Consider the following 20,108-nt stretch of genomic DNA (forward strand, 5'->3'; position numbering starts at 1 on the left):
GTCTCGAGCCCGCTCGATCAGTGTTGGCACCGAAGAAACGAGACTGATCTGGGGATCCTGATCTTTGACGGGGCGCCTTCGGGCGCCCCTTCTTTTCAGTTCACTCCGGTTGCGGCACGGTCCGCAGGACGAACGTCTCGTCCAGCTCATCCAAGGACCGGATGCCGAGAAGCGCCATGTTGCGGTGGATCTCCTCCATCATGATGGCAAGGGCGCGGTCGTTGCCTGCCTCACCGCCGACAGCAGCGGCATAGAGTATGGGCCGCCCCACCAGCACCGCATCCGCCCCGAGCGCCAGCGCCTTCAGCACGTCGCTGCCGCGCCGGACGCCTCCGTCCAGCAGAAGTGCCGCCCGACCGCCCACGGCGTCGCGGATCGCGGGCAGCATGCGCAGCGGTGCGGCGGTTCCATCCAGTTGCCGCCCCCCGTGGTTCGAGACGACGATGCCCTGCGCCCCTTCAAGGACTGCTCTTTCGGCATCGGCGGGACTGACCAGTCCTTTGATGACAAGGTTTCCCTTCCATCTTTCGCGGATCAGCGCGAAATGCGACCAGTCGAGGTGATCCTTCTTGCGGAAGTCCCGCATCACGCTGCGCGACAGGATCGGGGCGCCGCGCTCGGCGAAGGAGTTTTCGAAGTGCGGCATCCCGTGGCGCAGGATCGTCCGCAGGAATGTGCCAAGTGTCCAGACGGGATGCGTCATGCCCTGCATCGCCAGCCGCGGCCCCGGGCGAAGCGGGGTGGAGAAGCCTGCCCGCACGTTGTTCTCGCGGTTGGCAAGCGTTGCCGTATCCACCGTGATCACGAGTGTCCCGATCCCGGCGGCAGCCACGCGATCAACAAGGGCCAAGATGCGTTCCGGCTCGCCGGGCAGGTAAGCCTGGAACCACATGTCGGGGTTTTCTACCGCGACATCCTCAAGGCGGATCAGGGAGGATCCGCTCATGATCATCGGGAGGTTCGCGGAACGCGCGGCGCGGGCCATCGCGATGTCGCCACGATAGGCCATCAGCGCGCTGAGGCCCATCGGCGCGATACCGATCGGAGCGGCATAGGATTGCCCCATCAGCGTTGCGGTCGCGTTGCGCCCCGAGACGTTGTTCATCACCCGTGGCACAAACCCCCAGTCTTGAAAAGACCGGAGGTTGCCGCGGAGCGAAGCGTTGGTCTCAGACCCGCCACGGATGTATTCGAACAATGGGTGCGGCAGGTGCCGACGCGCCAGCGGCTCGAAATCATCGAGGGACAGGCACCGATCGATGCGCCTTGTGCTTATTGGTGGCACGTCCTGGGCGGCCGTCAATCTTTAGCCCGGATCGCCCCGGCCTCCACGGCGTCGAGATAGGCGGCGGTGCAGAGGTCGAGAAGTTGAAGGTTCGCCGTCGATTGTTCGGGTGTCATGAGGAAGGAGTTCGGCGCATCCGGCACCAGCATGTCGTCGATCAGGCGCGAGATCGTGGCGTCCCCCCAGCTATGGGTATTCAACGGAACGAAAGAGCCCAAAGCCTCGGATTCTTCAGCGAACAGCCGGACAGAGGCCAGCATCTGCTGCATCCGCTCGACATTCGGCCGCATGCCCTTGCCGCCCCAGAAGGCCGCCACCTGAGGCTTGCCGTCGACGGTCACGGGCGCGAAGACCGACAGGGTGCCGGGCGTGTGTCCGGGCGTTGGCAGCAGGACGAACTCGCTGTTCCCGACGGAGAGGGTCGTGCGCTCGGTGATCTCGCGGTCGAAGGGGCCAAGACGCTCCGCCTCGCCCTCGTCCCAGACGGCATCGGCGCTGGCAAGGATTTGCGCTTCAGGGGCGAACGCGCGAATTGGAGGAAGCCCTCCGTAATGGTCCTCGTGTTCATGGGTGAGGATGACCCACCGCAGATCCGAAGGTTCGTATCCCATTTCCTGCATCCATCCGACGATCCGTTGCCCGTCCTCCTCGGTGTTGCCCGCGTCGATCAGGACCAGCCCGTCAGAGGTCTCGATGGCATAGACGGCGAGGTTCAGGTAGCCGAGATAGAAGACATCGTCGAGAATCCGCGTGCCGAACAGAAAGTCGGTTTGGTCACTGACCTTCGGGCGGAAGGAAGCAGGCTCGGGATCGACATAGTAGCAGTGATAGGTCCGCATGATCTTCGAAAGCCGGTCGTCCCCGGCGATGCGGTCGGCCTCGGTCAGCTTGACCAGCGCAGCTTGGGGCAGGGCGGTGCCTTGGGCCATGGCCGCAGTGATTGGGAAAGCCGACAGGACCGTCGCGGCAAGAAGTTTGGAAAGTGCCATCATCTATGCTCCGAAGCCGTAAAGCTGTTCCGGGTTGTCGACGAGCACGCGGCTTCTCATGGCTTCGTCCGGCACCCATTCGGCAAGAAGATCGATCAGGGTCGCATCGTCCGGATAAGGCTGCTGCCCGCGGTGCGGCCAGTCGCTTCCCCAGACCATCCGCTCCGGCGCCGCGGCCGCCAGTGCCGTGGCGATGCGCGTGGCGTCGGCATAGCGCGGCGCGCCCTCTGCGGTGTTGAGGTAGGCGCCCGACAACTTCACCCAGATGTTTCCGGCGTCCAGAAGCGTGCGCATCGTGCGGAAGGCCGGATGGTCCGGTCCCTCTGCGGGGGGAAGGCGGCCGAGGTGGTCGATGACCAGCGGGACGGGGAGGTCGCTAAGCGTGTCCTCCATCGCGATGATCTGGTCCCCGGTGGCATAGATCTGCACATGCCAGCCAAGGGGCGCGATGCGTCGGCACGTCTCGCGCAGGCGCTCCACCGTGGTTTCTCCCCATGACTGCGGCGAGACGAAGTTGACGCGGACGCCGACGGCGCCCTTGGCTGCCATCTCCCTCAGTTCCGCATCCGTGATGTTCGTATCGACGACAACGACCGCCCGGGCGGCCTCGCCCATGCTGGCCGCAGCCTCCAGGGTGCAACGGTTGTCGGTGCCGTAGGTGGATGGGTTCACGATCACCGTTCGGCTCGTGCCGATCCTGGCCTGCAGCTCGCGATAGGCGGACACGGTCGCATTCTCGACAGGTTGTCCGGTCCAGTGCGGCGAGGCGGGGAAACGCGTGTCGAAGATGTGGATATGCGCGTCACAGGAATTCGGCGGGACGCGAAGCGCCGGGGCGGCATCGCCCGAAGAGAAGGGGGCGGATTGGGCATGCGCCTTAAGGCCGAACATAAGGCCGGCCGCGGCCAATCCCGCACCACGCATCAGGGCGCGGCGGGTCAGTCTGTTCATCATCGTCGGGTTCCTCCCAAAACCTTTCGGTATGTAAGACGGGCCGGGGAAACCCCGGCCCGCATCGTCAGCTTTCTTCTTCCTGGAACGCCTCCTCGCGCGTTTTTCGGAATGAAGGCAGGATCATCAGCGCCAGCAGCACCACGGTTGCCAGCAGCATCACGAGGCTGATTGGCCGTTCCACGAAGATGGCAGGGTCGCCCTGCTCGATCAGAAGCGTGCGGCGCAGGTTGGCCTCCAGCAGGGGGCCGAGCACGAAGCCCAGAAGCAGCGGGCCAGGTTCGCACTTCGCCTTGCGGAAGGCGTAGCCCAAAAGGCCAAAGCCTGCCGCCAGCATCACGTCGAAGATGCGGTTGTTCATCGAGTAGACGCCGATGCAGCAGAACAGTAGGATCGCCGGATAAAGCAGTCGGTAGGGCACCGTCAGCAGCTTCACCCACAGCCCGATCATCGGCAGGTTGATGACCACGAGCAGCGCGTTGCCGATCCACATGGAGGCGACCAGGCCCCAGAAGATCTCCGGCTGGGTGGTCAGCACGGTCGGCCCCGGCGTGATGCCGTGAATCATGAAGGCCGACAGCATCATCGCCATCATGTTGTTGGACGGGATGCCCAGCGTCAGCAGCGGAATGAACGAAGATTGAGCAGCGGCGTTGTTGGCGGCCTCGGGGGCCGCCACGCCTTCCACCACGCCGGTCCCGAAGGCGCGCGGTGTCTTCGACACCTTCTTTTCCAGCGAGTAGGCACTAAAGGACGCGAGCGTTGCCCCGCCTCCCGGCAAGAGACCAAGGAAGGTGCCGACTCCCGTGCCGCGCAGAACCGCTTTCCACGAGCGGCGGAAATCGTCACGCGTGGGCCAGAGACGGGTGAGGGGTGCCAGTTTCACGCCCTCGGAACCGGAGCGTTCGAGGTTGGTGATGATTTCGGCAAAGCCGAACACGCCGATGGCGATCACGATGAAGTCGATGCCGTCGAACAACTCCAGCGCGCCCATCGTCAGACGTTCGGATCCCGTTTCCGCATCCGTGCCGACCATGCCTAGAAGCAAACCGATCAGGATCATGCCGATGGCCTTCAGCACCGGTCCGCTGGCGAGGATCGTGGCCGCCAGAAGCCCGAATACCATCAACGAGACGTATTCGGCGGGCCCGAAGGACAGCGCGAAACGCGACAGCATCGGTCCGGCAATGGCGATCGCAAAGGTCGCCACCGTGCCCGCAAAGAACGAGCCGAGCGCAGCCACCGCCAAGGCCGCGCCCGCGCGGCCCTGCTGCGCCATCTGATAGCCGTCGAGCGTGGTGACCACGGCCGACGCCTCGCCCGGCAGGTTGACCAGAACGGCGGTGGTCGATCCGCCATATTGCGCGCCGTAGTAGATGCCCGCCAGCATGATGATCCCGGCCAGCGGCGGCAGGAAGAAGGTGATGGGCAACAGCACGGCGATGGTGGCGGTCGGCCCGATGCCGGGCAGCACCCCGATCAGCGTGCCCAGAAGGGCGCCAAGCAGACAGAAGCCGAGGTTGGTCGGAGTCAGGGCTTCGGAAAAGCCCAGCATGAGAAGATCGAAGACGTTCATGTCCCCTCCGTCAGGAATGCGGGCCAGAGCGGCACCTGCACGCCCAGACCGTAGACGAAGACCAGTGCCCCGAAGATGGTGAGCCCCACCGCAAGCAGACCAACCGTGCGCCAGCGCCCGCCCGGATCGGCCAGCGAGCCGAGGACAATCAGCAGCAGCGAGGCGAGCACGAACCCCAGATGCGTCGCGGCATAGGCGAACACGATCACGGAGATGGTGATGACCAGCACCGGACGCGGGCTGATCCGCTCGATCCCGGCGAATGGACGGCGCAGGGCGGGAAGGCCCACCGCAAGCCCCAGCACGATCAGAAGCGTCCCGACAGCACGCGGCAGGTAGCCGGGGCCCATCTGCGAAAGGCTGCCTGCCGGGAGCTCTCGCCCAAGAAACAGCGCGAGCACCCCAAAGCCGATGAAGATCGCAGCCGAAAGGATGTCGGGCTGGTCACCCTTGCGCGCCGCCATCACTGCCCCGCGTCAATCAGCTTGAAGATTTCGGTGTAACGCTCAAGCCGCGAGGGCATGTCCGCCTGCCAGTCAGCGCCGCTCTTGAATGCGAGGGGCAGGGCCTGTTGGCGCGCACGTTCCTGGAACTCTGGCGAGGCGAGCGCGGTATCGACCGCCGCCGCCAGCTGGGCGCGGATCTCCTCCGGCACGTCGCAGCGCGCGGCGAGCCCGCGTTCCGAGGACATGATGACGTCGAACCCTTGCTCACCTGCCGTGGGCAGGTCGGGCAACAGGAGCGAACGTTCCTCGGAGAACTGTGCCAGCGCGCGGAACGCGTCGTGATCGGCCGTGGAGTATTCGCCGGCGTTCAGGCCGATCATGGTGACGTGGCCACCCAGAAGTGCAGTCTTCGCCTCGTTCGCGCCGGCGAAGGGCACTGCGGTCAGCTTCACGCCCGCCGCCTGCTCCAGCTGGATCATGGCTAGATGCTCGTCTGTGCCGCGACCGGTGGTTGCAACGGACACGGCGCCGGGATTTTCCTTGGCATAGGCGACGACGTCAGCAAGGCTCTGGAATTCGGATCCCGCCTGCACGACGAAGGTGCCGGGGTCCTCGACGATGCGGGCGATCGGGCAGATTTCCGTCGGATCGAAACGCAGCTTGCGGTCGATCCGCATGGTCAGAAAGCCCGGCGTGTTCAGCGACGAGACGGTGTAGCCATCGGGGCGGGCCTGCGACAGTGCAGTATAAGTGATCTCACCCGAGGCACCTGGTCGGTTGAGGACGGGAAATTGCGTGTCCAGCTCCTCCTCAAGGAATGGCGCGAGAGTGCGGAGCATGATGTCGGTGCCGCCGCCCGGTGCGAAGGCCACGATCATTTCGATCGGGCGGTCAGTCGGCCATTCGGCATGGGCCGCGCCCGTGGCTGCGGCAAGGATCGTAGCGGCAAGGGCCACTGTCTTCATGGTCATCTCGGGTTCCTCCCAATAAGTAGTGTCGCACCGGCCTCCCAACCGGCGCGTGTCGTCAGACGCCCTCGCAGCCGAGCCGCTTCAGCGCGGCATCGACCCAGGAGCGGTCGTTGGTTCCGGCCTCGATCGCGGCCATCTGCTTGGTTTCGGCGTCCTGCTTGGCTTGCGTGCGTTTCAGCACATCCTCGGCGTCCTCGAACGGAACGGCCAGCACGCCGTCGCTGTCACCCAGCACCAGATCGCCGGGGTGGATCACCATGCCATCGATAGCGATTGGGACGTTGATTTCCCCCGGCCCGTCCTTGTAAGGGCCGCGATGGCTGATGCCTGCGGCGAAGATCGGCAGGTTCACCCGGAACAGCTCGTCCGCATCGCGGATCGCACCGTTCAGCACGAAGCCCGCCACGCCGCGTTTGATGGCATGGGCCAGCATCAGCTCACCCATCAGAGAGTTCGTCAGGTCGCCGCCTGCATCCATCACGATGACGTCGCCGGGGACGGCCATGTCGATCGCCTTGTGTAGCATCAGGTTGTCGCCGGGACGGGCCTTCACGGTCAAGGCGGGACCGGCAAGGACGCCCTCGCGATGCATGGGGCGCAGGCGGGGGCCCGCAGCAGCCATCCGGTGCATGCTGTCGCTGACGTTGGCGACGGGCAGCTTGGCGAAGGCAGTGACGAGGTCGGCGGAAACGGCGCGGTGGCGCGGCAGGATGCGGAATCCGATGGGCATGGTCTGGTCCTTTCAGGCGTGGGCGAGGGCCGCGCGGTTCACGATGCGCGCGGGCGGCAGGGGCTTGCCCGCCAGAAGATCGACGATGCCCTGCGCAGCCTCGGTGCCAACGCGGGCATTCGCGGCAGCGGTGACGCCGCCGATATGCGGGGTCATGACGAGGCGCGGCTCCGTCCAGAATGGGTGGTCGGGGGCAGGCGGTTCGGTTGCGAAAGTGTCCAGGCCTGCGCCGAAAATCCGTCCCTCGGCCAGAGCGGCAGACAGAGCTGGTTCGTCAATCAGGCCGCCGCGGGCGGTGTTTACGATGATCGCGCCCGGCTTCATGCGGGTCAGCCGCTCGGCGTTGATCATGTTGCGTGTGTCAGGTGTCAGCGGAGAGTGGAGGCTGATCACGTCCGACATCTGCAGCAGCGCATCGAGATCATCCACTTGCCGCACGCCTTCGGCGGCAAAGGTTTCCGCAGGGCAGAACGGATCGAAGGCAACGACATCCATTCCGAATGCCTTGGCGAAGCGCGCCGTCTGGCGCGCGATGGCGCCGAAGGCGACGAGGCCCAGCGTCTCGCCGGCCAGCTCGCGTCCCTTGAAGCCGGGCTTCTCCCAGCGGCCCGCGCGCAGGCCGTGATCCAGCGGCAGAAGGGTTTTGGCCACGGCGAACATCAGCGCGATGGCATGTTCGGCAACGGAGACGGCGTTTGCGCCTGTTGCTACCAGAACCGGCACTCCGCGTGCGGCCGCTTCGGCCACGTCGATGTTGTCGGTGCCGACGCCGTGCTTCGAGATGACGCGCAAGCCGGGCGCCGCGTCGAGGGCTGGCGCGTCGATCCGACCCATGCGGGAAATGATCCCCACCGGTTGGGCACGGCGAATGGCCTCCACCAGCCCCTCACCTGCGGTGTAAGCTGGAACATATACTGGTTCGAGGCCTGCCTGCTTCAGGACATCGACGGCAGCGGGCGCCAGATCGGGCCCGGTGATCAGAACAGAATTCGTCATAGTCTCCCCTTGGGGCGGATCCCGCCCCCTCCTGAGGCACATCTTTGCAAAAGATTGACATCAAGGAAAACGCGTAACATTGATGACTATGTGAAGTAAAACTTACGGAAAGACTTTTGGACACTCGGCAGCTCACCACGCTCGTCGCGATTGCGGAGCACGGAACCTTCGCCCGGGCGGCTGAAGTCGTCCACATCACACCTTCAGCCGTCAGCCAGCAGGTCGCCGCGCTGGAAGCTGAGGTGGGCGTCGCGCTGTTCAACCGCGAGACGCGCCCGCCGAGCCTGAACATGCAGGGCCTTCAGCTTGTCGAGACGGCGCGGCACGTGCTTCGGATGATGCAGGACACGCGGAGCGTGCTGCAGGGCAAGAGGGTGGCCGGAAACCTCAGCATTGGGGCAGTGCGCACCAGCGCGATCGGCCTGCTTCCCCGGGCCATCGTCGCGCTGCGCGACGTTTATCCCGAACTAAGGATCAGTCTGCGGGTCGGCCTGTCCGCTGCGCTGATCGCCGACGTTCTGGCGGATCGGCTAGATATGGCGGTTGTCGCCGAGCATGTTGGCGTGCCCCAATCGCTTTCCTGGGCCCCCTTCATCCGCGAGCCGCTGGTCCTGATCGCGCCGCCGGGCACGCCGGGAACTGTGGACGAGATCGTGCGCACCATGCCCTATGTCCGCTTTCGCGCGAACGTGCCGCTGGCTCATCTGATCGATACCGAATTGGCCCGCCTCGGCCTCACGCCCGAGAATACTGCGGAGATCGACACCATCTCGGCAATCGTGGAATGCGTTTCAGCGGGTTTGGGCGTCAGTGTCGTGCCGGACATCGCGCTTCGTGAAATGGGTGCCGCCTTCGTTCGCCTGCCCTTCGGAGAGCCTCAGATCTTCCGCCAGATCGGCATCGTGCGATCTGCTTTGTCACCCAAGGATGCGCTATTCAACGACATGCACCGAAAGCTTGCGCAAATGGCAGGCATTCACGGCATTCCGCCCCGGTCAGCCTGAGGGGATGGACTTGGCACTGAGAGCGCGGAAAGCCTGCTCACGTTTGCTCCACTGACGCGGGACGTGGTTCTACCTGCTATCTGCAGCTGATCCCGAACGTCTGCAAAGGGCTCTGAGCGCCGATGCTGCTCGGCCGCGCTTGGCACCGGCCGTGCAGTAGAGGATGGGACAGAGCGGTCATTCAGCCTGCATCAAGCGTCGAGCCTATTAACGCCGTGACTAATTGCTCCCTGCTGCTTAAAGCCCACAAAGGATATTTCCCTGGGGCCATCTTGGCCGAGCTTGTTTTTTCCGCGTTCGGTAACACCTTCGATCACAGCAAACGTCCGGGATGAACATGTCAGGTCACATCGCAATCGTCGGCACGGGTCCGACAGGCATCTACACCTTCCAGCGCCTGATCGAACATCCTGATCCCCTCACGATCTCGCTGTTCGAATCCGGACCACAGGCTGGCATCGGCATGCCCTACAGTTCCGCCGCCTGCCGCAAGTCCATGCTTGCCAACATCGCCAGCATCGAGATCCCGGACCTTCCGCAAAGCTACCTGAAATGGATGACCACGCTGCCGAAGGCCGTCCTGCGCGGCTTCGGGGTCGATCCGGACACGCTCGACGATCGCCAGTTCACGCCGCGCCTGCTGCTTGGCCAGTATTTCCGCGCCCAGTTCATCGAACTGCTGCGGGACGCCGAGGCGCGGGGCCACGTTGTCCACATCCACGAGGAGACCGAGATAGTCGACATCCTGCCGGGGGATGACGGCGTCCGGGTGGCGGATGTCGCGGCGGAGCGGCAGGAGGTCTTCGACCGCCTGATCCTCGCGACGGGGCATGTCTGGCCCGAAGAGGAGGAGACAGGCCGAAGCTACTACCCCAGTCCGTGGACCGGCCTGTTCGATACGGACATCCCGCCGGTGCGGATCGGGGTGATGGGCACCTCGCTCAGTTCGATCGATGCGGCGATGGCGGTCGCGGCACAGCACGGCACCTTTGCGCGTGAGGCCGACGGGCATCTCATCTTCCGTCTCGCAGACGAGAGCAGAGATCTGAAGATCACGCTCATGTCGCGCACCGGCATCCTCCCCGAGGCCGACTTCTATTGCCCCATCCCCTATGAGCCCCTGCGCGTGATGACGGACGCGGCGCTGGAGGCAGCGTCGGAGGCCGGCGAGGACGGGTTGCTCGACCGGGTGTTCGCGCTGTTCGTCGCGGAGATCGAGGCCGAGGACCCCGTCTGGGCCGAGGCATCCGGACTGGCCTCCGCCACCGCCGACAGCATCGCAGATGCGTATTTCTCGGACCGCCTGAAACGCGATCCGTTTCGCTGGGCCGCCTCCAATCTGGCCGAGGTCGAACGCAACAAGACCGACAGGCGCGTGGTCCGTTGGCGTTACGCCATCCTGCGCATGCACGAGAAGATGGAAGCCCTGCTCGCCAACTTCTCGACGGTCGATCGCGAACGCTTCGATGCCGGGTTGAAGCGCGTGTTCATCGACAACTATGCGGCCGTGCCGTCCGAATCCATCAGGCGGCTTCTGGCGTTGCGGGATGCGGGCGTGCTGAACCTCAGCGCGCTCGGTCGGGATTACGACCGGGAAACGAATGAGTTCGGCACGACGATCGTCGCGAATGGGACCACCCACGTGTTCGACATCTTCATCGATGCTCGAGGGCAGCGTGCCATGACCAGCAAAGATCTTCCGTTTCCCAAGCTTCGGGATATGCTGCTTGATGCCGGATGCGACCTGCCGGTGATCGCGGACGACTATTCCCTCATCGCCCCCGGAGTTGGTCCAGGGCGCATCGCGATGGGGGCGATCCCCTATCTGATGCATGATCGACCTTTTGTGCAAGGCATCACCGCTGCGGCGGAAATCGGTCGAGCCATCGGCGCGGTCGAGGTGAAGACCCGATACCGTAGGCGAGCTACGGTCTGGATGGCAGCGTAGTCCGATAAAGGTTAGACAAAGGACGCGATCAGAACGCTCAAGCTGCGATTGTCGACGAGGCGGGCAGCATCCTCTGGAGTGGTCCACAATCTGTCGCGCTGTCCATATTCGGGGAAGTCATTCCGTTCTTCGAACACCTGCAAGGGGAAGACGGTAACGTCCACCTCCACGGCCGAGGGGCTGCCCGAACGCTTCACATATCGGTAGCAGCCTATCGAGGCAGGGTTCGGCGTCCCTCTGACGCCCGCCTCCTCCCATGCCTCCTGCTCGGCCGCCTGCAGCAGCGTCTTGCCTTTCATGGGCCAACCTTTCGGAATGATCCAGCGACCGGCCTCGCGGCTGGTGATCAGCAGCACGTCCTTGCAGACATCATTCTGCCGCCAGCACAGTGCGCCGCATTGGGATAGCGGCCTCCGGTCTGGTTCCTGCAAGAACGGACCGGTGGCGGAACCAACGAAACCGGCAGCCTTTGCGCAGAAATGCCACATGTTATCATCCTACCAAACGAAGAGTACGGGATCAGCTTATTCAAGATGTTGCAAGCCTTTGCATTGCGCACAATAGCGTCAGGGAGATCGAATGCCGCGCCCGACTCTAGAGCTTCAGGACAACGTTCATCATGCAATTGTAAAGCTGAGACCTGATCTCGACGGATGACGGCTTTGGGCTCTACGCTACCCCCGTTATGGTCCGACCCATACTGACACGGCATTGTTGACACGCAATTAAGACCCAGCGACACGACAGCGGCCCGCATGACACATACTGCAACGGTTCCGCCGATGACGATCCGACTGCGCCCTCACCACCTCCTCTGCCTGCTGACTTATGTAGGCAGAGGATACACCCCCGCTTTCGTGGAAAACTATGATTGCATTGCGGCGCGATTGTCTGGGGGAGAGGACATTCTCGTCGTCGCGGGCCCGGACGACATCTGCGCGCCCCTGGTCGCCGGGGAGAATGCTCATTGTCATCGGACCAGCGTGCTGGACCGGGATCGCAAAGCCGCCGAAGGCATAGGTCGCCTTCTTGGGTTGGTTGTTTCCCAAGGCACGCGCATCGCGAACACTCCCGCGCTGCTTCAGCGGATGAGGTCGGATTACGCGGCCAGAGCGATCCGTTCCGCTTGCATTGGTTGCGAATAGTCCGGTCTCTGCACATATGTTGCGGAGGCAGGATACAAGGAGGTCCGCGTCCGAAGGTAGTAAAATGACCGCAAAGGACCTTGGACGCCAATGCTGCTCGGCCATGCATGGTATCGACCGCGTCACGAAGGACGGGGCGAAACTGCTCTTCCAGGCACGTAAGCCATGGCTTTCAGCACGGTTCACGATGCTGCTCGCCCAGATTACTTGCCCGCACGCAGGCCCTCATCGCAGCTCGCACGATAGCTAGTTGTCCAATAGAACTGCGAGATCGGACAGCACGTCAGGTTGGCCCCGACCCTGCGCTGCAGGACGTGCCTCGCTCCGTTGTCTTCAGCTGTTGCTCGAAATCCTCTGCCACGTCTTCCACTGTGATGGTGTCGAACTGTGCGAGCAGGCGCGTTTCGGCGTCCTTTAGCGTCGTATCAAGCCGCCGGTCCACGGCCTGTTCGACAAGGCAGAAGGAAAGTTCCGCTTCGGGACCGATATTGAACAGCGGTGGAGCGCCAACCCCTTCGTAGACGTCACGCAGGCTGATCTTGTCCAAGCTACGTGTCAGCTGCCATCCGCCGCCGTGGCCCTTCTCCGACATCACGACCCCCCGGTCGCGCATCCCGGCCATCATCCGGCGGACCACCACCGGATTGGTCGCGATCATGCGCGAGATCTGCTCAGACGTCGCGCGTTCGACATGCCGGTCCATGTGGATCAGCACATGCAGCATGCGGGACAAACGGAGATCACGGGGCATGGCGGTCCTCTGAAAGCAGTGCATCCCAATAGCATGTTTCATGCAACAAGCAAAGTTTCATGTCTTGCGTCTTGATAGGGAATCACGCAACATTGGGTGATACATGAAAGGTATCATCATGACGTATGATGTCATCATCCTCGGGGGAAGCTTCGCCGGTCTTTCCGCCGCCATGCAGCTTGCTCGCGCCCGAAGGTCGGTGGCGGTCGTGGACAACGGGCGGCCGCGCAACCGCTTCGCGGCCACTTCACACGGTTTTCCGGGGCAGGATGGGCGCTCGCCTGTGGCGATCCGAAGCGACCTTCCCGCTGAACTGGCGGCTTACTCCACCGCCTCCCTCCTTGACGGTGCGGCCACTCGTATCGTGCGAGAGGATGAGCACTTCCGCATCACGCTCGGGGATGGCACAGAACATGCCGCGCAGCGCGTGGTGCTGGCCTACGGCATGCGCGACGATCTTCCGGACCTGCCTGGTCTGGTGGAACGATGGGGCGTCAGCGTCCTGCATTGCCCTTACTGCCATGGCCACGAACTGTGCCAGCAGCCGGTGGGTGTTCTGGGACGGGATGCGGGCTCGTTCCACCAGGCGATGCTGCTGCCGGACTGGGGTCCGACCACGCTGTTCACCCAGGGGTTCTTTGAGCTTCCCACTGATCATGTCGAAGCGCTGACCGCACGCGGCGTCACCATTGAATGCGAGCCCGTGGTGGCGCTCGTCGGCGATGCGCCGGCGCTTCGGGCGGTGGAACTGCGCGACGGACGCCGTGTCGCGCTTGCGGGCCTGTTCCTTGCGACCCGGACCGCACCTGCCTGCGATCTGGCCGAGCGATTGGGATGTGTCCTGCAGGATGGCCCAACGGGACCGTTCGTGACGGTCGATGCGATGCAGGCCACGTCGGTTCCGGGGGTCTTCGCCGCGGGCGATCTGGCCAGCCCTGTGCCAAATGCAGTCCGCGCCGCCGCGGCGGGGGTGATGGCCGGCAGCGCCGCGCACCGTTCACTGATCTTCGACCCCCATCTTTCCGGCGGGAGGAATGCGGGATGACCCATCAGGAGTTCTGGAACGACCTCTATCGCAAGGCATCCCCCGCCTCCTCCGGCGCGCCGGGCCTCGCGCTGGCCCAGTTCACCGGGCCGCTCGCGGCAGGGCACGCACTGGAACTGGGCTGTGCGCGAGGTGACGATGCCGTCTGGTTGGCACGGCAGGGATGGACGGTGACCGCGACCGACATCTCGACCGTTGCCCTCGGCTATGCCGAGGAAAATGCGCGTCGGGCCGGCGTTGCCCATCGCCTAAGTTTCGAGGCGCATGACCTTGCCGTCTCCTTCCCCAAGGGGCGCTGCGATCTGGTCACTGCCAGTTTCCTTCACTCACCGCAGGACTGGCCGAGGGCCAAGGTCCTGGCGCAGGCGGCCGAGGCCGTAAGCGACGCCGGGCACCTGCTGATCGTGGAGCATGCTTCGCGTGCCCCATGGTCATGGGCGCCGGAGACCACGCGCTATCCGACGGCCGAAGACACGCTGGCGTCGCTGCGCCTGCCCGACGATATGTGGCAGCGGCTCTGCGTCTGCCAGATCGCGCGACGCGCTTCCGGTCCGGACGGTCAGGAGGCTACCGTCACCGACAACATCATCTTCCTGCAACGCTTGGCCGGAGCGGAAACATGACCAACGGCGACCTGCTCTTCAGCCCCCTCCGCCTGCCGCGCGGACCCAAGATCGCGAACAGGTTTGTCCTTGCCCCCCTTACCAATGGCCAGAGTGTAGAGGACGGCGTCCTGTCCGATGACGAATACCGCTGGCTGACGCTTCGCGCCAAGGGCGGCTTCGGGCTGAAGACCACCTGTGCCAGCCATGTTCTGCCCGAGGGAAAGGGCTTTGCAGGGCAGCTCGGATGTTTCAGCGATGAGCATCTTCCCGGGCTGCGGCGGCTCGCCGCCGGCCTTCGCGACAACGGCGCGGTGTCCGCGCTGCAACTGCATCATGCCGGAAGCCGTGCGCTGCCCGAGGTCGGCAACAGGGTCGGCCCGAGCGCCGACATGAATGGCACCCGCGCCATGACCGAGGATGACATCGAGATCGCCGTTGCAAGCTTTGCACAAGCCGCACGCCGTGTCGAATTGGCGGGGTTCGATGGCGTCCAGATCCACGCCGGGCACGGCTATCTGATCGCTCAGTTCCTTTCTCCCGAACTGAACCGCAGGACAGACCGTTGGGGCGGCGCGCCCGAGAACCGAGCCCGATTCCTCTTCGACATCCTGCATCGCATCCGCGCCACCTGCGGGCCCCGGTTCCAAGTCGGCATCCGGTTGTCCACCGAGCGGTTCGGCCTGATTTTGCCGGAGATGATCGAGCTGGCCCGGATGCTTTTTTCGGATGGAGGTATGGATTATCTCGACCTGTCGCTTTGGGACGTCCGCAAGGCGCCGAAAGACGCATGTTACGCTGGGCGCAGCCTGATGTCACTGTTCACGGACCTCGATCGTGGCAGGGCGGCACTCGGTGTCGCGGGCAGGATCATGAACGCTCAGGTCGCGCGGGACGTTCTTTCAGCAGGCGCGGACTATGCCGCCATAGGCAAGGCGGGCATTCTGGCGCATGACTTCCCTCAGCGCGTCCGGCAGGATCCTGCATTCGTGTCACGCCCCCTGCCGGTCTCCGCACATGACCTGAAGGAGGAAGGCATTGGTGAGCGGTTCATCGACTATTTGCTTGGTCAGCGCGGCTTTATCACACCGTGACGAGTATGTCGTAACTTTGCCCGCCTTGACGGTCCAGCCATGCCCGCATGAACCGTTCTCACATCCCGAAACGCAGCGTTCGGCGCGCTGAATCGCGACCTCAGACCGTCGCTCCATTCCACCTCCGTGCCGGCCGCGCTCCGTGCCGAACTCGCCTTCGATATTGAAAAGTCATCATCTAGATCAGTGCCTTATGCCTTCAATGCCGAGCTTTGGGTGGCCCTTCGGCGGGATTTCGCTATAACCCTGCCCCATGACAAGCAAATTGTGCGTGACAAACGCGATGAAGTTCTTCGGCGACAGGACGTCCGAAGCGCTTGAGCGGCTTTCGCTTGGCGAAGGCAAGGCAGAAATCTACGAGGCCACGGGCGTCACCGTCGGCGTTCACGACGTGAACTTCGAGGTCGAACAGGGCGAGATCTTCGTGATCATGGGCCTGTCGGGGTCGGGCAAGTCGACTCTGGTGCGGATGCTGAACGGGCTCGTGCCCCCCACGTCCGGCAAGATCCGGATCGACGGCACCGACATCGCGTCCTGCACGCCCGACGTGCTGCGCGACGTGCGCCGCCGGAAGATCGCAATGGTGTTCCAGCACTTCGCGCTCTTCCCGCACCGCACGATCCTGGAAAACGTGGCCTACGGGCTGAAGGTCAAGGGGATCGGCACGAACGAACGCCTGACAAAGGCCCGCGCGGCGTTGGAGCAGGTGGGCCTTGGCGCGCAGGCGGACAGCTTCCCGGCCCAGTTGTCCGGGGGCATGCAGCAGCGCGTGGGCATCGCGCGCGGTCTGGCCACGGATGCCGAGATCATCCTGATGGACGAGCCTTTCGGCGCCCTCGACCCGCTGATCCGTCGCGAGATGCAGGAAGAACTCCTGGAGTTGCAACGCAAGCTTCGCAAGACCATCGTCTTCATCACCCACGACCTGAACGAGGCGATGCTTCTGGGCAACCGCATCGCGATCATGAAGGACGGGCGCTTCGTGCAGGTCGGCACCCCGCAAGAGATCGTGGCCCAGCCAGCCGACGACTATGTCGCGGCCTTCATGGCCGACATCGACCGCGGGCGCGTCTTCACCGCGGGCGACGTGGCGCAGCCGGCAGTGATCGTGAACGCCGGCAGCGCGCCGGCCACAGCACTTGCGCAACTGGATCGGGCCGATGCCGATGCCGTCCACGTGATCGGGGCGGGAGGCCTCGAAGGGGTAGCCACCTATCGCGACATCGCCCGCGCGGTGCGGGACGACGGCGCACTGTCCGACGCGGTGCAGAACGACATGCCCGTCACGGGTCCGGACACGCCGCTTCACCAGCTTTACGAGGCGGCGAGCTCGGGCCTTCCCGTGGCCGTGACGGATGGCGAGGGCCGCCTGACAGGCGTGGTGGAGCCGAAGGTCGTGCTCGCCCATCTGTCGGGCGTCGTCCCGGAACCGGAGCCGGAGAAGCCGGCGGCTTGATCCGCCGCACTCTGCAGTCCCACCAGCATATCAGGCAGCCATGACACCTTCCGAAATTCTGATGATTCCGATCAATGATTGGGTGAACGACTTCGTTCGCGGTTTTCTCGTTCCGAACTTCCGCCCCTTCTTCCGCGCCATGCAGGTTCCGGTCGCGGGCCTTCTCAACGCGCTGGACGCCCTGTTCGCCTTCATTCCCATGCTCGTCATGACCGCGCTGTTCGCCGTCGCCTCGTGGCGGGCGGTGGGACGCGGAATGGCGCTCTTCACCGTGATCGGCCTGTGCTTCATCGACATGATCGGCCTTTGGGCCGAAACGATGACGACGCTGTCGATGATCGTGACCTCCGTCCTGTTCTGCGCCGTGATCGGCATCCCCGCGGGGATCCTCGCCGCGCGCAGCGACACGACCTGGCGCATCATGCGTCCGATCCTCGACATCATGCAGACGGTGCCCTCCTTCGTCTATCTGGTGCCGATCGTGATGCTGTTCGGCGTCGGCATGCCCCCCGGCATCATCGCCACGGTGATCTTCGCCCTGCCCCCGATCATCCGCATGACCAACCTCGGCCTGCGCGGCGTGCGCGCCGACCTGGTCGAAGCGGCGGAGTCCTTCGGCTCCACCCGCTGGCAGATGCTGTGGGACGTGCAGTTCCCGCTGGCCCTGCGCACCATCATGGCAGGCCTGAACCAGACGCTGATGCTGGCGCTGTCGATGGTCGTGATCGCGGCCCTGATCGGCGGCGGCGGGCTTGGCCTTGTCGTCAACACGGGCCTTGGTCGTCTGGACGTGGGCGGCGCGACGGCGGGCGGGATCGGGATCGTGATCCTCGCGATCATCCTCGACCGCATCAGCCAGGGCCTGGCCGAGCGCGGGTCCGACCGGACCTCCCTGCTGTCCGTTCTCAAGGGATACGTCCGGCCGCAGCGACCTGCGACCCGGACGGCCTGACATCTCGTTCCCCGCGGGCCGTTCGGCCTGCCTTCACCGCGGCCGCCCCGCCCGGGCACGGCCATGCCTTCACGCAAAGGATACACGATGAAGACCCCTACCCTGATCCTCGCCGCCCTTCTTTCCACCGCCGCGCCCGTTCTGGCACAGGACCTGCCGGGCGACGGCAAGACAGTGAACCTCGCCCGCCCGACATGGGATACCAGCTGGTTTCATACCGAGATCTACAAGCAGCTGCTGAAAGAACTCGGATACACCGTCAATGGCCCGCAGACGCTGGACAATCCGCCCTTCTATCAGGCCGTGGCCTACGGCGACGTGGACATGTGGCTGGACGGCTGGTTCCCGCTGCACGACACCTATCGCCCGATCTTCGAGGAATCGGCCGAAGTGGTGGGCGCCGTCGCCCCCGGAGGCGCAATGGAAGGCTACCTGGTCGACAAGGCCGCGGCCGACGAACTCGGCATCACCAGCCTCGACGACTTCAAGCGTCCGGAAGTGCGCGAGGCTTTCGATCGCAACGGCGACGGCAAGGCCGACATGGTGGCGTGCCCTCCGGGCTGGGGCTGCGAAGTCGGCATCAGCGAGCATATTGAGGGATATGAACTGGGCGACGACATCAACCTGATCAAGGCGGGCTACGCTGCTGCCATGGCGGATGCGGTTGCAGCGTATCAGGGTGGTGAGCATATCCTGTTTTACACATGGACGCCGAACTGGACCCTCAACGAGCTGGTTCCCGGCGAGGATGTGGTCTGGATCCAAGTGCCCGACCGCGAGGTGGATCTGAACCTTGCCCCGGCCGAACCGATCGCCGACATCGACGGTTGCGTTGCCAACCCGTGCCGTCTCGGTTACCCGGCCAGCGACATCTCCGCCGTCGTCAACACGAACTTTCTGGAAGACAACCCGGCGATCCGCGAATTGCTCGAAGCAGCGGAGATTCCGGTCAAGGACATCTACACCCAGAACGCCGCGATGAACGCGGGCGACGACGACATCGAGGCTCAGGCCGCCGACTGGATCGAGAAGAACCGAGATACAGTCGACGGTTGGATCAAGGCGGCCGTCGACGCAAAATCCTGACGTCTTCAGGGCTTCGCGGGGAATCTCACGTCTCCTCCCGCGAAGCCTCGATGTCGGGGCCTTGCACTCGGTTGCGTCGACTTCGACCGTCGAGGAGCGATACCCCGTCGTGATGCGGGAGTGACCTGCTTCGACGATCGATCATGCCAATCGCTCAGCGGGGCTCTGCACAGGCGATATCGGCAGGAAGCGCGCGCATCACCTCGGCGGCACCTTGGAAACTGATGGGATAGGCCCGCTCACGTTCCACCGCCATGACATGCCCTCCGAAGCCCTGGAGAAAGCCGGGTGCCGCGCGGTCGAACGCGTTGCGCGGGGTGTCCGGCGTCTCTTCCCGGCTGGACAGGTAGGTCAGGACCAGCACATCCGCCCGGAGCGCGCCCGCCATCTCGGCGCTGACCACAGTGCGGGACTGGCTTTCAGGCACCATCCCCGCCGCATCGGCCAGCGTCAGGCCGAGCGTGTCCAGCGCCATCGTTACTCCACCATAGTGGCGGAGGATCGTCAGCGTTCCGTCACGGTCGTTCGCCAGTACCGGCAGGTACGTGCAGGCGGAAAGGTCCCGCCCGCCGGCCACGCCCTGCGCATCGGCCTGGAAGGCCGCCAGCTTTGCCTCGAACAGCTCACTCCGGTTCACCCAGCCCGCAAAGGCGCGGTAAAGATCCAGCGGGTCGCGCCCCCCTTCCGGGTCCATGATGATGGTCGGCGCGACAAGAGCCAGCTGGTCGCGCTGATCCAGCGTGTCGCCGAGGTTGCCGATGATGAGGTCGGGTCGCAGCGCGGCCACCTGCTCAGGATCCGTCTGCCCGTGAATCGAGGCGAGGGGCACCTCTGGCACCGTCATGCCGAACAGCTCCTCCGCCGAACGGACGTAGAGGCTGCCGTCGGATCGCAGTCGGGCAGAGGTTCCGGCCAGCGGCACTCCGAGCTCCGCCGCCATGACGGTGGTGATCCAGTCGTGCAGCGACACCACCCGCTGCGGATCGTCCGGGATGGTGACGGTGAAGCCCGCATCATCGGTAATGTCCTTTGCCAGCAACGGCAGGGGAAGCAGAAGGGCGGCAAGCACAAGGCGGATCAT

20 protein-coding genes are annotated in these 20,108 nt (G+C 64.4%); 9 read left to right on the forward strand and 11 right to left on the reverse strand.

Annotated elements, in window-relative coordinates; genetic code table 11:
• Positions 1 to 100: 100 nt before the first annotated feature.
• The 8 genes from PIJ50_RS11265 to PIJ50_RS11300 form a co-directional block, all read right to left on the reverse strand.
• Entirely contained in the window at positions 101 to 1,285 is a 1,185-nt protein-coding gene (locus tag PIJ50_RS11265) for an alpha-hydroxy acid oxidase (RefSeq protein ID WP_271975319.1), read from the reverse strand.
• A gap of 14 nt (positions 1,286 to 1,299) precedes the next feature.
• Complete coding sequence (locus PIJ50_RS11270; RefSeq protein ID WP_271975321.1) at positions 1,300 to 2,277, reverse strand: MBL fold metallo-hydrolase; 978 nt, start codon at positions 2,275 to 2,277, stop codon at positions 1,300 to 1,302.
• On the reverse strand, positions 2,278 to 3,228 hold the full coding sequence (locus PIJ50_RS11275) for an amidohydrolase family protein (protein WP_271975323.1): 951 nt from the start codon (positions 3,226 to 3,228) through the stop codon (positions 2,278 to 2,280).
• 64 nt (positions 3,229 to 3,292) lie between these two features.
• Positions 3,293 to 4,801 (reverse strand): tripartite tricarboxylate transporter permease, encoded by a 1,509-nt coding sequence (locus PIJ50_RS11280; protein ID WP_271975325.1) that lies wholly within the window; start codon positions 4,799 to 4,801, stop codon positions 3,293 to 3,295.
• Positions 4,798 to 5,265 (reverse strand): tripartite tricarboxylate transporter TctB family protein, encoded by a 468-nt coding sequence (locus tag PIJ50_RS11285; RefSeq protein ID WP_271975326.1) that lies wholly within the window; start codon positions 5,263 to 5,265, stop codon positions 4,798 to 4,800. The genes PIJ50_RS11280 and PIJ50_RS11285 overlap by 4 nt, the downstream gene beginning before the upstream one ends.
• The gene (locus PIJ50_RS11290; RefSeq protein ID WP_271975327.1) at positions 5,265 to 6,218 is read right to left on the reverse strand and encodes a tripartite tricarboxylate transporter substrate binding protein; all 954 of its coding nucleotides are present in this window, start codon (positions 6,216 to 6,218) and stop codon (positions 5,265 to 5,267) included. Before PIJ50_RS11290 ends, PIJ50_RS11285 begins: the two co-directional genes overlap by 1 nt.
• A gap of 55 nt (positions 6,219 to 6,273) precedes the next feature.
• Positions 6,274 to 6,948: an RraA family protein gene (locus PIJ50_RS11295; protein WP_271975328.1), complete on the reverse strand. Its 675-nt coding sequence runs from the start codon at positions 6,946 to 6,948 to the stop codon at positions 6,274 to 6,276.
• Positions 6,949 to 6,960: 12 nt separating this feature from the next.
• A complete protein-coding gene (locus PIJ50_RS11300; protein WP_271975329.1) occupies positions 6,961 to 7,944 on the reverse strand; it encodes a hydroxyacid dehydrogenase in 984 nt (327 codons plus the stop codon).
• A 116-nt stretch (positions 7,945 to 8,060) separates the two neighbouring features.
• Between PIJ50_RS11300 and PIJ50_RS11305 the strand changes: the two genes are divergently transcribed.
• Entirely contained in the window at positions 8,061 to 8,948 is an 888-nt protein-coding gene (locus PIJ50_RS11305; RefSeq protein ID WP_271975330.1) for a LysR family transcriptional regulator, read from the forward strand.
• A gap of 337 nt (positions 8,949 to 9,285) precedes the next feature.
• Complete coding sequence (locus PIJ50_RS11310) at positions 9,286 to 10,896, forward strand: FAD/NAD(P)-binding protein (RefSeq protein ID WP_271975331.1); 1,611 nt, start codon at positions 9,286 to 9,288, stop codon at positions 10,894 to 10,896.
• Positions 10,897 to 10,907: 11 nt separating this feature from the next.
• On the opposite strand, the gene PIJ50_RS11315 is transcribed toward PIJ50_RS11310, so the two are convergent.
• Positions 10,908 to 11,384, reverse strand: coding sequence for an NUDIX hydrolase (locus tag PIJ50_RS11315; protein ID WP_271975332.1), 477 nt, complete (start codon positions 11,382 to 11,384; stop codon positions 10,908 to 10,910).
• Between the two features lie 294 nt (positions 11,385 to 11,678).
• Here PIJ50_RS11315 and PIJ50_RS11320 point away from each other — a divergent pair, with 294 nt between their 5' ends.
• Positions 11,679 to 12,041 carry a DUF1284 domain-containing protein gene (locus PIJ50_RS11320; protein ID WP_271975333.1) on the forward strand — a complete coding sequence of 121 codons (363 nt, stop codon included), beginning with the start codon at positions 11,679 to 11,681 and terminating at the stop codon, positions 12,039 to 12,041.
• A 283-nt stretch (positions 12,042 to 12,324) separates the two neighbouring features.
• Here the strand turns inward: PIJ50_RS11320 and PIJ50_RS11325 are convergent, their stop codons facing one another.
• On the reverse strand, positions 12,325 to 12,765 hold the full coding sequence (locus PIJ50_RS11325) for an RrF2 family transcriptional regulator (RefSeq protein ID WP_271975334.1): 441 nt from the start codon (positions 12,763 to 12,765) through the stop codon (positions 12,325 to 12,327).
• Positions 12,766 to 12,910: 145 nt separating this feature from the next.
• On the opposite strand from PIJ50_RS11325, the gene PIJ50_RS11330 reads away from it, so the two are divergent.
• From PIJ50_RS11330 to proX, 6 genes are all read left to right on the forward strand, one after another.
• On the forward strand, positions 12,911 to 13,837 hold the full coding sequence (locus tag PIJ50_RS11330) for an NAD(P)/FAD-dependent oxidoreductase (protein WP_271975335.1): 927 nt from the start codon (positions 12,911 to 12,913) through the stop codon (positions 13,835 to 13,837).
• Positions 13,834 to 14,460, forward strand: coding sequence for a class I SAM-dependent methyltransferase (locus PIJ50_RS11335; protein ID WP_271975336.1), 627 nt, complete (start codon positions 13,834 to 13,836; stop codon positions 14,458 to 14,460). The genes PIJ50_RS11330 and PIJ50_RS11335 overlap by 4 nt, the downstream gene beginning before the upstream one ends.
• Positions 14,457 to 15,533, forward strand: a complete 1,077-nt coding sequence (locus PIJ50_RS11340) for an NADH:flavin oxidoreductase (protein WP_271975338.1) — start codon at positions 14,457 to 14,459, stop codon at positions 15,531 to 15,533. Before PIJ50_RS11335 ends, PIJ50_RS11340 begins: the two co-directional genes overlap by 4 nt.
• 271 nt (positions 15,534 to 15,804) lie before the next feature.
• On the forward strand, positions 15,805 to 16,989 hold the full coding sequence (locus tag PIJ50_RS11345) for a quaternary amine ABC transporter ATP-binding protein (RefSeq protein WP_271975339.1): 1,185 nt from the start codon (positions 15,805 to 15,807) through the stop codon (positions 16,987 to 16,989).
• 82 nt (positions 16,990 to 17,071) lie between these two features.
• Entirely contained in the window at positions 17,072 to 17,941 is an 870-nt protein-coding gene (locus PIJ50_RS11350; protein ID WP_271975340.1) for an ABC transporter permease, read from the forward strand.
• An 87-nt stretch (positions 17,942 to 18,028) separates the two neighbouring features.
• Positions 18,029 to 19,027 carry a glycine betaine/L-proline ABC transporter substrate-binding protein ProX gene (gene proX / locus PIJ50_RS11355; RefSeq protein ID WP_271975341.1) on the forward strand — a complete coding sequence of 333 codons (999 nt, stop codon included), beginning with the start codon at positions 18,029 to 18,031 and terminating at the stop codon, positions 19,025 to 19,027.
• A gap of 154 nt (positions 19,028 to 19,181) precedes the next feature.
• Here the strand turns inward: proX and PIJ50_RS11360 are convergent, their stop codons facing one another.
• Positions 19,182 to 20,108 (reverse strand): ABC transporter substrate-binding protein, encoded by a 927-nt coding sequence (locus PIJ50_RS11360; protein WP_271975343.1) that lies wholly within the window; start codon positions 20,106 to 20,108, stop codon positions 19,182 to 19,184.

This window comes from Falsirhodobacter sp. 20TX0035 (assembly GCF_028307215.1).
GTDB lineage: Bacteria > Pseudomonadota > Alphaproteobacteria > Rhodobacterales > Rhodobacteraceae > Falsirhodobacter.

Excerpts from the sequence above, each read along its gene's own strand:
- PIJ50_RS11270 (WP_271975321.1), bottom strand. The coding sequence starts at position 2,277 with ATGATGGCACTTTCCAAACTTCTTGCCGCGACGGTCCTGTCGGCTTTC.
- PIJ50_RS11275 (WP_271975323.1), bottom strand. The coding sequence starts at position 3,228 with ATGATGAACAGACTGACCCGCCGCGCCCTGATGCGTGGTGCGGGATTG.
- PIJ50_RS11280 (WP_271975325.1), bottom strand. The coding sequence starts at position 4,801 with ATGAACGTCTTCGATCTTCTCATGCTGGGCTTTTCCGAAGCCCTGACT.
- PIJ50_RS11285 (WP_271975326.1), bottom strand. The coding sequence starts at position 5,265 with ATGGCGGCGCGCAAGGGTGACCAGCCCGACATCCTTTCGGCTGCGATC.
- PIJ50_RS11290 (WP_271975327.1), bottom strand. The coding sequence starts at position 6,218 with ATGACCATGAAGACAGTGGCCCTTGCCGCTACGATCCTTGCCGCAGCC.
- PIJ50_RS11295 (WP_271975328.1), bottom strand. The coding sequence starts at position 6,948 with ATGCCCATCGGATTCCGCATCCTGCCGCGCCACCGCGCCGTTTCCGCC.
- PIJ50_RS11300 (WP_271975329.1), bottom strand. The coding sequence starts at position 7,944 with ATGACGAATTCTGTTCTGATCACCGGGCCCGATCTGGCGCCCGCTGCC.
- PIJ50_RS11310 (WP_271975331.1), top strand. The coding sequence starts at position 9,286 with ATGTCAGGTCACATCGCAATCGTCGGCACGGGTCCGACAGGCATCTAC.
- PIJ50_RS11315 (WP_271975332.1), bottom strand. The coding sequence starts at position 11,384 with ATGTGGCATTTCTGCGCAAAGGCTGCCGGTTTCGTTGGTTCCGCCACC.
- PIJ50_RS11320 (WP_271975333.1), top strand. The coding sequence starts at position 11,679 with ATGACGATCCGACTGCGCCCTCACCACCTCCTCTGCCTGCTGACTTAT.
- PIJ50_RS11325 (WP_271975334.1), bottom strand. The coding sequence starts at position 12,765 with ATGCTGCATGTGCTGATCCACATGGACCGGCATGTCGAACGCGCGACG.
- PIJ50_RS11330 (WP_271975335.1), top strand. The coding sequence starts at position 12,911 with ATGACGTATGATGTCATCATCCTCGGGGGAAGCTTCGCCGGTCTTTCC.
- PIJ50_RS11335 (WP_271975336.1), top strand. The coding sequence starts at position 13,834 with ATGACCCATCAGGAGTTCTGGAACGACCTCTATCGCAAGGCATCCCCC.
- PIJ50_RS11340 (WP_271975338.1), top strand. The coding sequence starts at position 14,457 with ATGACCAACGGCGACCTGCTCTTCAGCCCCCTCCGCCTGCCGCGCGGA.
- proX (WP_271975341.1), top strand. The coding sequence starts at position 18,029 with ATGAAGACCCCTACCCTGATCCTCGCCGCCCTTCTTTCCACCGCCGCG.
- PIJ50_RS11360 (WP_271975343.1), bottom strand. The coding sequence starts at position 20,108 with ATGATCCGCCTTGTGCTTGCCGCCCTTCTGCTTCCCCTGCCGTTGCTG.